We start from the raw sequence: 13,982 nt of genomic DNA on the forward strand, positions 1-13,982 counted from the left end.
AGTAAAAAATTAATGAAGAAATGGATATTAGCTGCCGCTATCTCGGCAGCGTTGACCGCTTGTTCTGCGTCGAATGTGTCGACCAGTTTGCCGCAAGGGGTTTCGCTAGTTGAAACAGTCACCACCACCGAATCAGGTGTGGGAATTCCCTACAAAAAATATCAGCTGGCTAATGGCTTGACTGTCATATTACACCAAGACAAATCAGATCCTTTGGTGCATGTCGATGTGACGTATCATGTTGGCTCATCTCGCGAGCTGCCTGGGCGCTCAGGTTTTGCTCACCTATTTGAACATATGATGTTTCAAGGCTCAGAGAATGTTGCCGACGAGCAACATTTTAAAGCGGTTACCGAAGCGGGTGGTACGTTAAATGGCACGACTAATACCGACCGAACTAACTATTTTGAGACAGTGCCTAGCAACCAATTAGAAAAAATGTTGTGGCTTGAGTCCGATCGCATGGGATACTTTTTGCCCGCCTTGACAGAAGAGAAATTTGAGGTACAACGCGAGACGGTCAAAAACGAGCGCGCCCAGCGTATCGATAACCAACCCTATGGGCGTATGGGCGAGCGTTTTAACCAAGCGCTATATCCTGCAGGCCACCCCTATTCATGGCCAGTTATCGGCTGGCCCGATGATTTAAATCGTGCCGATGTGAACGATGTTAAACATTTCTTCCAGCGTTGGTACGGCCCCAATAATGCCACCTTGACCATAGGTGGTGATTTCGACGAAGTGCAAACATTGGCGTGGGTGAATAAATATTTTGGCGAGATCCCGCGTGGTCCAGAAGTGACCGCTGCACCTAAGCCGCTGGTGACACTAGATAAGACGCGTTATATCTCGATGGAAGATAGGGTGCACTTACCCCTATTAAGAATGGCGTTTCCTACGGTTTACGCCAGTCATCAAGACGAGGCAGCGCTCGATCTGCTGTCTAATATTATTGGTGGTGGCCCAACCTCGTTAGTCTATAAAAACCTCGTTAAAGACGGCTATGCGGTACAAGCAGGTGTCAGTCATCCTTGTCAGGAGCTGGCATGTCAGTTTTCTATTTACGCCTTAGCTAACCCTGCACGTGGTGGCGAACTGAGCGACATTGAAGCGCGGGTACTTGAGTCGATTGCCGAATTTGAGCAACGTGGCGTGACCGATGACGATCTACAAAAAGCCAAAGTGCAATTTGAAGCCAATACTATTTTTGGTTTACAGAGTGTTAAAGGCAAAGTGTCAACTCTGGCGTTAAATCAAACCTTTTTCGGCAATCCCGATATGATAGCGTACGATTTAACCCGCTACGCCAACGTCACCAAAGAAGATGTGATGCGGGTGTTTAACCGCTACATTAAAAACAAGCCTATGGTGGTGATGAGTGTCGTGCCTGAAGGGCAAACTCAGCTAATTGCCCATGAAGATAACTATGTTGCGCCAGCGCCGCAGATTGCAGAGCAGGCGGTAACCGGTCTTGAGACTGTTGAAGCCGTTGCGCCGTCGTTTGATCGCAGCATTATGCCAACACCTCAAGCTGCGCCGATGATCACCGTGCCTGTGCTATGGACCGACACACTCAGTAATGGCATTGACGTGATGGCCACCACCAGCACCGAAACCCCCACCATTGAGTTGATGATCTACTTAAATGGCGGACACCGTTTGGTGGATGTTAAGCAAGCCGGATTAGCCAACTTAACCGCATCAGTGCTTAATGAGTCGAGCCAATTACGTAGCACTGAAGAGCTGGCGCAGGCGTTAGAGATGCTAGGCAGTACGGTCAGCTTTGGGGCTAGCACCTATCAAAGCTACGTTAAGGTGTCGGCGCTGACGTCACATATTGACGAAACCTTGGCCATAGTACAAGAAAAGCTCTTTAAACCGGGTTTTAACAGTGCCGATTTCGAGCGTGTTAAGCAGCAACATTTGCAAAGTCTGCAACATATGCAGTCAGATCCTAACTATATCGCTAACAGTGGTTTTGATGCCTTGCTCTTTGGCGATAACACCCCTCTTGGGATCAGCAGCGAAGGCACCATTGCCAGTGTATCAGCGCTCACCCTTGATGATGTAAAAGGATTTTACCAGCAGCAGTACCGCGCCGGTAACGCGCAAATCGTGGCGGTGAGCAATTTAATGCAGCCACAACTGCTCAGCAAGTTACAAGGATTATCGAGCTGGCAAGGTGAGTCGAGTGCATTACCTGCCTTAGCGGCAATGCCGGCACTTGAGGCGGGGACTGTCTATATTGTCGACAAGCCGGGAGCGGCGCAGTCGGTGATTAAGATTGGGCAGCGAGCAATGCCGTTTGATGCCACAGGCGAGTATTTTAAATCTTACTTGATGAACTATCCCTTAGGCGGTGCCTTTAACAGTCGTATTAACCTTAACTTACGCGAAGATAAAGGCTACACCTATGGTGCGAGAAGTTACTTCTCTGGCGGCAGTGAGCAGGGGCTATTCCAAGCCACGGCCAGCGTTCGTAGCGATGTTACCGCTCAGGCTCTAGTTGAGTTTGCCAAGGAGATTAACCGCTATCAAGCCAGTGGCATGACAGATCAAGAGCTGGCCTTTATGCGTAACTCTGTCTCGCAAAGTCAAGCGCTCGATTATGAGACGCCTTACCAGAAAGCGGGCTTTATGCGCCGGATCCAGCGCTTTAACCTCGACCCTAATTTTACTCAGACTCAGGCTGATATTATTAGAAATATTCCTAAAGAGGAGCTAAATAACTTGGCGAGCGCTAAACTTCAGCTAGCTGAAATGATAGTATTGATTGTGGGTGATAAAGCCAATATTGAAGCCGACATTAAAGCCTTGGGTTATCCAGTGCGTGCTTTAGCATTGTAATTTGATATTTTTACCCCAATATTAACGATGCGGTGATGCTTGATTTAGCTCACCGCTTTATTTTTTTTGACTTGCCACTAAGCTCGTTCGGGTACTGTTTTTTGGCGAGTGAAATTTATCACGCGTTTTGTAGGTCTAGCCTGCAAATGATCATGTTGAAGCAATAAGAGACACAGATATTGAACTCTTTCACTGAAGTTATTGGCCTGCTTAACGATGAGCAGGGGCGAGATGCGCTAACAGGTATGGTACGTGGTATTGAGCGAGAAGCACTGCGCATTGAACCTTCGGGAGATCTAGCAACGGACAAACATCCAGAGAGCTTAGGTGCCGCGCTAACTAACTCTCGTATCACCACAGATTACAGTGAGTCATTGTTAGAATTTATTACTCCAGTGCATCAAAATATCGACGACCTACTGACCGACTTAACGCAGACACATGCCTTTACTGTACGCAATATAGGCCAACAACAGTTGTGGCCCGTGAGTATGCCTTGTTATGTGGGTGATGTTGCCGATATTCCCATTGCCGATTATGGCAGTTCAAACGTGGGGCAACTCAAGCGTTTATATCGTAAAGGGTTAACCTATCGATATGGCGCCCTGATGCAAATTATTTCTGGGGTACACTTTAACTTTTCGGTGTCGCAAGCCTTGTGGGACCGTCTCTATGAGGCGTCAGATAAACAGCTTAGCCGCGATGAGTTTATTTCAGAGTCCTATTTTGGCCTGATCCGTAATTACCGCCGTCAAGTGTGGGTGTTGCCTTATCTGTTTGGTGCATCCCCGGCCTTATGTAGCTCTTTTATTAAAGATCAACCCACGACTCATCCATTTAAACAGTTGGGTAAAGGCACCTTGTATTTACCGTATGCGACATCACTGCGCATGAGCGATTTGGGCTATACCAATAAAGAACAAGAGCGGTTAAATATAAGCTATAACTCACTGGCTGAATATTTAACCGGTATTCAAGCAGCGATTAAGATGCCCTCGGCGAAATTTGAAGCAATAGGGGTTAAGGTTGATGGTGAATATCGCCAGCTTAATGCCAATGTGCTGCAAATTGAAAACGAGTTTTACTCACCCATACGGGCTAAACGAGTGACTCAAGAGGGTGAAAAACCGTCAGAAGCCTTAGCGCGCGCTGGCGTTGAGTATATCGAAGTCAGAGCTCTTGATGTTAATCCGTTCTCATCTGTGGGGATTGATGCACAGCAGATCCGTTTCTTAGATCTGTTCTTATTGCATTGTTTACTCAGCCCTTCGCCAAAATCGACGCCAGCAGAAGAGGCGGAGATCAGCCAAAATCTAAATGCAGTGATCCTTGAAGGGCGTAAACCAGGCTTAATGTTAAGCCGTCATGGCCAGCCGATTGCGATGCAAAGCTGGTTACACCAACTGTTTGATGAGTTAAGTAGTGTAGCCAAATTACTTGATGGGGGTGAGCAAGGCGATTATCACACCACATTAGCCCATTGGCTTGCGGCTGTTGATGATCCATCAAAAACCTTGTCTGGCCAAATTTTAACTGAGTTGCTATCGACGCAGCGAGATCACAGTTATTGGGTGAAAGATTTGGCGCAAACCTATTATCAAGAGTTGATGGACTACCCATTGGCTGCCGATGTTGAGCAAGCTTATCGACAAGCGGCGAGCGACTCGCTGCAGGCTCAAGCGCAATTAGAGGCGCAATCTACTGTGAGTTTCGATCAGTATGTAAGCGACTATTTTGCCGAGCCTAAGTTAGAGGCTGTCTGATGAGAAAAAGCGCACTATTATTTCCCCTCGTACTGCTATTATCTGCCTGTGCCTCTGGGCCAGATAATAGTGCGCAGTGTGGCACGGTTTCCGGTTACCTAGTGCCAGATAGAGAAGATGAGCTCTACCGGGTTGTGGTGACTCACCTTAATGGCCAGGCTGTTATTTCAAAACCCAATTATCAGCTAGCACCGGGCGTTAATGAGTTCACTGTGGCGGAGCTTATCGATTCGCCGCAGTTAAAAGTGAAGTTGGCTGCAAGAGGAACTAAGACATTGACCATAGATGTTAAACCGAATCGTCGTTATCATTTAGGAGCGCGTTTTAATCAAGATAAAGTCTATCGTGGCTTAGATAGCGATTATTGGCAGCCGATAGTATGGTCAGAAGATGCCCACCAATGTGCATTTTTACCCGCGAGTTAAGGTCGGCATATTCACTTGTTCTTATCCCAACTTCAGCTTATTTACATTGATTCAATTTAACAACAATGTGAAACTATAGCGCTGATTAAATGATAGTTCTGGTATTCCCCATGATGAAGTTTCTTGCCCCTTTGCTCAGCGGCCTGCTGGTGTTATTGCTTAGTGGATGCGTCACCTCTCCCCCAAGAGATCCTGAAAATTTGTGTGCGATTTATCAAGAGCATCGAGATTGGTATAAAGCGGCAGTTAACACCCGTGAAAAGTGGGGCGTACCCGTGCATGTACCACTGGCAATGATGTACCAAGAAAGTTCGTTTAAACACAATGCTGCGCCGCCAATGGAGTACTTTTTAGGCTTTATTCCTATCGGCCGAGCCAGTGATGCTTACGGCTACGCCCAGGCTAAAACCATGACATGGGACGACTATGTCAGAGAAACGGGTAATAGTTGGTCTAGTCGTAGTGATTTCGATGATGCGATGGATTTTATGGGGTGGTTTATTTATAAAACCCACAAAATTAATGGTGTGTCTAAATGGGATGCGCGTAATCAATACCTCAATTACCATGAGGGGTGGGGCGGCTATAAGCGTAAAACCTATCGGCACAAAGCCTGGTTAGTCAAGGTGGCTGATAAGGTTGATGGCCGGGCTAAACGTTATGCAGCCCAATATCGTAGCTGCCAAGAAGATCTTGACTCCTCCTGGTTGTGGCGCCTGTTCTTTGGTTAGTCTAATAATATGAAATCAGCTATTAGCCTCGAGAATATCGGGGCTTTTTCTTATCTATCAAACCGCGAGTACAGTGGGATGTTTTAATATAGGAGCCACATATCATTGGTTTGCAATCAAAAGTCATGTTGAAAGTGGTGCAATTCATCCCTTTGTTAATCTTGCATCGAGTTAAACAATATTTGGCTAATTTATCGTTATGCTGCCCCTGTTATCAGAGGGTAAAAATGACTATAATGCGCCCAAAATAATAGCTCTACCCTACAAAAAAGGATAAAACATGACTAAGCCATTTGTTGCCGTATTAATGGGGTCTGATTCAGATTTGCCCACCATGCAAGCCACCTTAGATGTCCTCAAGACTTTCGGTATTCGCTTTGAAGCTAAAGTAACTTCTGCGCATCGCACGCCAGCGGCGACTCACGCTTATGTGACCGACGCCGAAGCCCGTGGTTGTAAAGTCTTTATCTGTGCCGCCGGCCTTGCTGCCCATCTTGCCGGCGCTGTCGCTGGTATCACCACTCGCCCTGTGATTGGCGTCCCCGTCGACTGCGGCCCGCTTCAAGGCCATGACGCCCTATTATCAACCGTGATGATGCCTGGTGGCGTGCCTGTTGCAACTGTTGCGATTGGCAGCGCGGGCGCGAAAAACGCCGGTTATTTAGCGGCGCAAATGTTGGCCGTGGGTGATGACGAGTTAGCGCAGGCAGTAAAACAAGAACGTGCTAAGTCGGCAGAAGCTGTGCAAGCCAAAGATGCCAAGCTACAGGAAAAATTAGCGGCTCTATAATTACGTATGTCGCCATCAAGGTGCCGTGTGCCTATTACCCTGATGGCAATATGAGTGACTAACTTATCGATTAATGCCGCCAAGGTTAACCTTGGCGGCATTTTTTATACTGTTTATCCATTAGTTTTGTATGATTTATTGCAACACTTTTGTGATTCGTTAACCCTTTTGGTGTCCGGCGACGTGAATATCAATAGGCGCTTGTATCTGAGTCTCTGAATCTAGACAAAAAGCTGCACTCAGTGCAGACTTTAAAACAATATTTAGCCAGATAAACGATTAGGGAGCAGATATTGGACAAGGTGTCTGAAACTGTCATGGCCGCAGAAGTGGACCACAGGTTGATGCAAGAGTTTGCTAATGGGGATCCGCGTGCCTTTGAACTACTCTATCAAAAATATAAAGGCGGGTTATATCGGTATTTTATAAGGCAAATCGGTGACAAACAGCTGGCTGAAGATCTGTATCAAGAAACATGGGCACGGGTGATTAAAGCCGCTGCGGGTTATGAGCGCCGCGCCAAATTTACCACTTGGCTGTATCGTATTGCCCATAATTTGTTAATTGATCATGTGCGGGCGCTCAAACCTGTTGAGCTTTTTAGTGATGCGGCTATTGAGGGGGAACCGATAAACGATGGGCAGCCTTGTATGCAGTACGCTCCCGAGCAACTGACAACGCAGGGGCAAAAAGCCACTATCTTAAAAGAGTGTATTGCATTACTACCTCACGTTCAAAAAGAGGCGTTTTTGCTCAATATGGAGATGGGGTTCACCGCTGTGGTGATTGCCGAGGTCGCGGGCGCAGGACTAGAGGCGATAAAAAGTCGGCTGCGTTATGCGACTCAGTCGCTAAAACAGTGCGTCGAAGGTAAATGGCAGGAACAACACTATGACACAAAATAGCCAAGATGACAGCGTAGATAAGGCGTTGCAACTGCTGTACCGCTCACAGGCAACCGAGCAACCTAGCGAGGCGTTAGACAGCCACATTTTAGCCATGGCGCAAGCATCCAAAATTCATGCGCCTAAGCAGGTGAGTTTCTGGCGCCAATATCGCTGGCCGCTCTCCTCGGCGGCGTCTGTGCTTTTAGTCGTGAGTATATTGCTGCTTAACCCGACCAGCCAAGACCCTTTGTTGATGGAGCCAGCGTTTATTGCGCCACAAGCGCTAGAGAGCCAAGCCGCGCGCGCGCCTCGGGTGATGAGCGCGCCAATGGCTGCCCCTGAAAATGGTGAGCCTGAAATTGTAGGATCTACAGCTGCTGATTCAAATGTTGGCGAGTCAATAGCGAGTGATGCTAGTGCCAACTTGGTAGAGACCAGTAAAATGACTGCCACGAGTCAGGTTAGCACTGAGCCAGCTTCTACTGTGAATGACTCAAACGAAACTACCCAACGCCATAAAGCTCTGGTGAGCACTGAAGGTGCGCCGATATTGCAAGGCAAGAGTGTTAGTTCTTCCCCTACGATTCTCGATAGCAAGGCTGACGCTAGCAACGTAAAGGATAGCGAGCCTAGCGCCGTAGCAGCCAGTGCTGCGGAGACCCGAGAGGCCCAACCGCCTGCCACATTAAAGGGGCAAGCCAAAGCCGTGATATCCGATAAACAAGCGCTTAATCACTTACAACAGCTTGTGAGCACTGAGCAATGGTCTGAAGCGATGGTATTGTTGCAGCGCATTAACCAGCAACGCCCACAATTAGCCGATAAGACGCACCCGTTACATCAAAAGTGGCGCCACTTAAGCCAACAAATCGACGCTCATAGCCAACCGTAGGCTGAGTTATCGACAGGCATAATGTTCACAGCCCGCAGGGGCTGTGGTTAACTTAATTGGACACATTTGCTAATAATTATTTGCTGATAAATTACTGCCTGGCTCGGTAAAGTTTGTTACCTTGTTACCCTAATAAAAACGAGATAAAACAAATAAATGAGCCGAATATGAAATTAAGTCATCTCTTTGCCTCTTGCGTGCTTGCATTAGGCACCTTACACACGACCCCGCTTATCGCTGCCTCCGATGCAGCCTCGAACTTGATTAATCAGGGTTACTATCGCGCCCCTGCTTTAAATGATAATACCTTGGTGTTTACCGCCGAAGGCGATTTATGGACTCAGCACTTAAACGATCCTCAAGCTCGCCGGCTTACCAGCTTGCCAGCAGAAGAACTGGGCGCCGCTATCTCTAAAGATGGTCAATGGGTTGCTTATGTTGCCAATTATGATGGCGCCAGTGAGGTGTACATTATTCCTATTCAGGGCGGTGTAGCCAAGCGGGTCAGTTTTGAGAATAGCCGAGTGCGAGTGCAAGGCTGGACCGCCGATGGCCAGGTGCTTTACGCCACCGACAATGCGTTTGGTCCGGCTAATTACTGGGTCCTTAAAAGTGTCGATCCTGTCAGCTTAACCACTAAAGATCTGCCGTTAGCCGATGCGATTGAAGGGGTTATCGATGATACTGGAGCTACGCTGTATTTCACCCGTTTTGGTCTGCAAACCACAGGCGATAATGCCAAGGTGTATCGTGGCGGCGCCAAAGGCGAGTTGTGGCGCTATACCTTAGGTAGCCAAGATGAAGCAGTAAAGCTAACAGGGACTCATAAAGGCTCGGTGCGTCAACCCATGTTGTGGCAAGAGCGGCTGTATTTTGTTAGTGATGCCAGTGGTAACGATAATATCTGGTCGATGGCCCTAAACGGCGATGACGTACGTCAGCACACACAGTTTAATGACTGGCAAGTGCGTGGTGCCCGTATGGATAATGGCCGTATTGTGTTCCAACAAGGGGCGGACATTCAATTGTATGATATTGCCACTAACCAGATGCAAACCCTCGATATACGGCTGACATCTGATTTTTCACAGCGACGTGAACATTGGGTTACGCAGCCGATGAAGTTTGCCACCGATACCCAGTTATCGCCTGCAGGCGACAAAGTAGTGGTCACTGCGCGAAGCCATGTGGCGATAGCGGGCACGGATGGTTCGCGCTTAGTCGAGTTGGCGTTACCGGGTGATCATCGCGTGCGACACGGGGTCATGAGCCCTGATGGCCGATGGGTGTACGGTATTAGCGATGCCTCTGGAGAGCAGGAGATTTGGCGCTTTGCTGCCGATGGCAGCCGACAAGCGAAGCAATTGACTACCAACGGCCATACTTTACGCATGGGGCTGCATTTATCACCCGATGGGCGCTATATCGCCCACGATGACTACGATGGCAATCTGTGGCTACTCGACATAGAAAAGGGCAGTAACAATAAGATCATCACTCAAGGCCAAGGATTGGGGCCATATCGTGATGTGGTATGGTCAAATGACAGTCGCTTTATGGCCATCACCAAAGATGAACAAGGTCAATTACGGCCGCAAATCGTGCTGTATTCATTAAAAAAAGAGAAAGCACAGGCTCTGACTAGCGATAAATATGAATCCTTCTCACCCGCCTTTAGTGACGACGGTCAGTGGTTATACTTCATATCTAATCGTGCATTTAAAGCGACTCCTACCTCGCCGTGGGGCGACCGTAACATGGGCCCTATGTTCGATAATCGTAGCCAACTGTTTGCCGTGGCGCTAAGCGCAGATGCGCAGTTCCCCTTTAGTAAACCCACTGAGCTGACACCTCAGCCTGATGACGAGCAAGACGATGACATAAAAACGCGTGTCGATTGGCAAGGATTGGCTCAACGTTTATGGCAAGTTCCGGTTGAATCTGGCAATTATAGTCAGCTGCAGGTGACCGAAAAGGGGTTATATGTGCTGTCTCACTCGGCTACACCAGACTCGGCTCCTTCGCTAAAGTGGATTAAATTTGATCCTATTAAGCCTAAAGTTGAGACCTTTGGCGATGATGTCGCCAGCTATAGCTTATCTGCCGATGACAGTAAGCTGTTTATCCGTCGGCACAGTAACGCTGGGCAAGAGATGCTGATCCTCGATACCGCCGAGAAGCTGCCAACAGATATTAGCCGCGCTAAAGTACGTACCGATCAGTGGCAACTGGCGATTTCGCCGCCGCTAGAATGGCAGCAGATGTTTGAAGATGCGTGGCTCATGCACCGAGATTCCTTTTTTGACAAAAACATGCGCGGTCTCGATTGGCAAGCAACGAAAGCTAAATATCAACCATTGTTGGCAAGACTCACTGACCGCCATGAACTTAACGATCTCTTTAAGCAGATGATGGGCGAATTAGACTCGTTACATTCGCAAGTTTATGGTGGCGATCTCCCCGCTGACGCTAAGCAGCCCAAGGCGGCTAATTTGGGGGCACGTTTGGAGCAAACTAAGCATGGGGTTCGTATTAGCCATATTTATCAAAATGATGCCGAGTTACCTAGCCATGCTTCGCCTTTAGGCCGTATAGAGGTTGACGCCGCAGTTGGTGATATCATCAGCGCCATTAATGGTAAATCCGTTAACACGGTGGCCGATGTCGCCAAGGCTTTACGTAATCAGGTCAATAAGCAGGTTTTACTGACGTTAAAGCGTAATAAAAACAGCATTAAAACCGTGGTTGAGCCCATTGATAATCGGACCAATGCCAAATTACGCTATTTAGATTGGGTGAATCATAATAGCCAGAAGGTGAGTGATAACAGCCAAGGTGATATCGGCTACTTGCATCTCTACGCCATGGGCGCCGGTGATATCGCCAGTTTTGCACGTGAATTTTACGCCAACATCGACAAACAGGGATTAATTATCGATGTGCGTCGTAATCGTGGCGGTAACATCGACAGCTGGATCATCGAAAAACTGCTGCGCCGTGCTTGGATGTTCTGGCAGCCCACCCAAGGCACTCCCAATAGCAATATGCAACAAGCTTTCCGTGGTCACATTGTGGTATTGACTGATCAACTGACCTATTCAGATGGGGAGACCTTCTCTGCGGGAGTTAAGGCGTTAGGCATTGCACCATTGATTGGTAAACAAACCGCCGGCGCAGGTGTATGGTTGTCGGGTCGCAACGCGCTTACCGATAAAGGTATGGCGCGTGTTGCTGAGTATCCACAGTATGCCATGGATGGTCGCTGGATTGTGGAAGGCCGAGGTATTAGTCCAGATATTGAGGTCGATAATTTACCGCTCGCGACATTCAATGGCCATGATGCCCAGCTTGAAAAAGCCATTAGCTATTTAAAAGCGCAATTAGTGGAGCAAGTCGTTTCTCCTTTAAAAGCACAGCCAATGCCGACTAGCGGTTTTGCTGATGATGTGAGTTTGCTGCAATAGCTGAGCTCGCGTTAGCGCGTTGATAAATCAGATCAGCGTGATGATGTTTTAGGGGGGTATTCGCCAAGCTGTTCCCAGGTGGATAGCCCCCATTTTTATGGGCTGCATAAAGTTGCGATAGTGATAGCTTGATGCTGAAACTTTAGCCTAACAGGTTCAAAATTCAATGAAGGCAACTAGGTTTGAACCCTGATGTGTATAACGTGAATCTAGTTGAGCGCAAAGGGGCAGATTAATTTTTGTTTAGTTTTATCCGTTTATGAGTGATATAGCTGCTTTATTATCAATATCTAAGCAAACAGGCTTGCTTTTAAACGGTAACGGCGTTACATATGAAGCAGGGCAATGAATGGAGATCTACTGGTTGTTGACCCATGATTAATTGAGGTCAAATTGAAAAAAAACGCATCAGCGACTTGTTTTTCAGCTAGCTGCCCCAAGTTCATTATTGAAGTCATTTTTAAAAGGAAAACCTATGAAAATAAATCTTTCAGGTCACCACGTTGATATTACCGATTCGATCAAAGAACATGTGAATCAAAAGTTTTCCAAAATCGCGACACATTTTCCGACGTTAATTTCACTCGATGTCATTATTTCCAAAGAACATGGCGAGTATCAAGCCGAACTTAGAACAAATTATGAAGGTAGCCGAATCTCAGCTTCAGGTAGTGGTGAAGTGATGTATCCGGCTATAGCGACTGCGGCCAAGAAACTTGATGCAGCGCTCAAGCATAGAAAAGGGCAACTCAAGGCCGATCTGCATGAAAAGCCTGTCAGCACCACGCCAGAAATTGCCCATGAAATCATCCAAGAGATGAAACTGGTATAAGCTTTATTGATAACAAAAACCACCTTAACCGGTGGTTTTTTGTTGCTAGGCCACGCTAAATAATATTAGCTAGATTCATTAACCGATCAGCTTTCTCCATGCTAGAGAACAAAGCCAAACCACTATGTTTTCTGCACAACATCGATTCCCATCACGTCACAATTTAGCTATCACATCGTCAAAACGCTAAGATCGTGGTCTATGTTAGTGGTTCACGGCAAACTCTATTGCACCAGTTTGGTAATGGCTTAGGCACAGAGACTTATCAAATATAATATTCTCAGGTTTGATGATATCGTTGAGCCAATATCTATCGCTGGGCACATTTATTTTAGCTTGAAATTTAGCTTGAAATAGAGTCAAAAGCATATGTTGGAGAGACTGAATAAAATGGGTCAATTAGCTAATATAACGGGGAGAAAACGTCTTTTAAAAGCCCTATAGCTAGAGAGTGGGTATATTAAGTTGTAGCAGCCTGGTTTTAAGTGGTTGATAGTAAAGGTAAACGTGCTCAACGCTTGGGCTTGCACTGAGCACGAGAGTGTTATTTGGCTAACCACTCAATAATAGCTTGGTTAAATTTTCCAGGGGCTTCAGTCATGATCCAATGGCGCGTATCGAAGGCGATAACTTGGTTACCTTCTCTGGCAGCCATTTTTTTAGCCCAAGGTTCAGAATGGAACATGCCTGGCTTGTTTTTGCCGTATAAAAACAGCAGTGGGCATTTAATCTCTAAGGGTAAATGGCCTAAAGGTTTACCTGTTAAGGTGCGGCTCCACTTCCAGTAATAGGAGTAGGTCATCGAAGCGCTGATCAGTTGTTGATCGCCAGGAGCATGCAGCCATGTGGCCATTTTGCGCGTCATGGTATCACCCAAGCCACCACCGATTTTCCAAGCGGTCGCTAACCACATCTGGTAAGCAAACATAAAGGCTTTCACCTTAGTGCTTAATTGGTGCTCCGCAGAGCCAGCATCGCCAATGTCTACGCCAATGATCTTTTCTACTTTCTCTTGATGGCGCATATAAAACTGGTAACCAAAAAAGCATCCCCAATCATGGAGCATGAGCACCACTTTTTGATTGGGACTGACGGCTGTGATAACCGCATCAATAAGGTCAACAATCTGCTCTAACGTATATAAGGTGCGTGATTGGCTGTTTTCATAGCCAGGTAGACTGAATCTGACACAGCGATAGTTCGATTGCAGCACTTTTACTTGGGGATCCCAGAGCCTATAGGTGTCAGGCCAACCGTGAAGCATGACGATGGTCTGTTCGCCCTGGCCTTGGACATGCACTTGGGTTCCGTTTACATCAATTATTTCAACCATTGTGACTCCAGCTATATC

General features: G+C 47.2%; 10 protein-coding genes. 9 read left to right on the forward strand and 1 reads right to left on the reverse strand.

Going from position 1 to position 13,982, the window contains the following annotated elements:
• Window positions 1–12: 12 nt before the first annotated feature.
• The 9 genes from DVO77_RS04005 to hpf all read left to right on the forward strand — a co-directional run bounded on the left by DVO77_RS04005 (window position 13) and on the right by hpf (window position 12,631).
• Entirely contained in the window at window positions 13–2,847 is a 2,835-nt protein-coding gene (locus DVO77_RS04005) for a M16 family metallopeptidase (protein WP_119977428.1), read from the forward strand.
• A gap of 179 nt (window positions 2,848–3,026) precedes the next feature.
• The gene (gene gshA, locus DVO77_RS04010; protein WP_119977429.1) at window positions 3,027–4,610 is read left to right on the forward strand and encodes a glutamate--cysteine ligase; all 1,584 of its coding nucleotides are present in this window, start codon (window positions 3,027–3,029) and stop codon (window positions 4,608–4,610) included.
• On the forward strand, window positions 4,610–5,035 hold the full coding sequence (locus DVO77_RS04015; protein WP_119977430.1) for a hypothetical protein: 426 nt from the start codon (window positions 4,610–4,612) through the stop codon (window positions 5,033–5,035). The genes gshA and DVO77_RS04015 overlap by 1 nt, the downstream gene beginning before the upstream one ends.
• Window positions 5,036–5,148: 113 nt before the next feature.
• A complete protein-coding gene (locus DVO77_RS04020; RefSeq protein WP_110456794.1) occupies window positions 5,149–5,766 on the forward strand; it encodes a transglycosylase SLT domain-containing protein in 618 nt (205 codons plus the stop codon).
• Between the two features lie 280 nt (window positions 5,767–6,046).
• A complete protein-coding gene (gene purE / locus DVO77_RS04025; protein ID WP_110456463.1) occupies window positions 6,047–6,556 on the forward strand; it encodes a 5-(carboxyamino)imidazole ribonucleotide mutase in 510 nt (169 codons plus the stop codon).
• A 317-nt stretch (window positions 6,557–6,873) separates the two neighbouring features.
• The gene (locus DVO77_RS04030) at window positions 6,874–7,461 is read left to right on the forward strand and encodes a sigma-70 family RNA polymerase sigma factor (protein WP_119977431.1); all 588 of its coding nucleotides are present in this window, start codon (window positions 6,874–6,876) and stop codon (window positions 7,459–7,461) included.
• Window positions 7,448–8,335, forward strand: coding sequence for a hypothetical protein (locus DVO77_RS04035; protein WP_119977432.1), 888 nt, complete (start codon window positions 7,448–7,450; stop codon window positions 8,333–8,335). Before DVO77_RS04030 ends, DVO77_RS04035 begins: the two co-directional genes overlap by 14 nt.
• Before the next feature lie 167 nt (window positions 8,336–8,502).
• Window positions 8,503–11,799 carry a S41 family peptidase gene (locus DVO77_RS04040; RefSeq protein WP_119977433.1) on the forward strand — a complete coding sequence of 1,099 codons (3,297 nt, stop codon included), beginning with the start codon at window positions 8,503–8,505 and terminating at the stop codon, window positions 11,797–11,799.
• A gap of 475 nt (window positions 11,800–12,274) precedes the next feature.
• Entirely contained in the window at window positions 12,275–12,631 is a 357-nt protein-coding gene (gene hpf, locus DVO77_RS04045; protein ID WP_110456460.1) for a ribosome hibernation-promoting factor, HPF/YfiA family, read from the forward strand.
• 544 nt (window positions 12,632–13,175) lie between these two features.
• Here the strand turns inward: hpf and DVO77_RS04050 are convergent.
• On the reverse strand, window positions 13,176–13,964 hold the full coding sequence (locus DVO77_RS04050) for an alpha/beta fold hydrolase (protein WP_119977434.1): 789 nt from the start codon (window positions 13,962–13,964) through the stop codon (window positions 13,176–13,178).
• Between the last annotated feature and the right edge of the window lie 18 nt (window positions 13,965–13,982).

Origin of the sequence: Shewanella algidipiscicola (assembly GCF_003605125.1) — a bacterium.
GTDB lineage: Bacteria > Pseudomonadota > Gammaproteobacteria > Enterobacterales > Shewanellaceae > Shewanella > Shewanella algidipiscicola.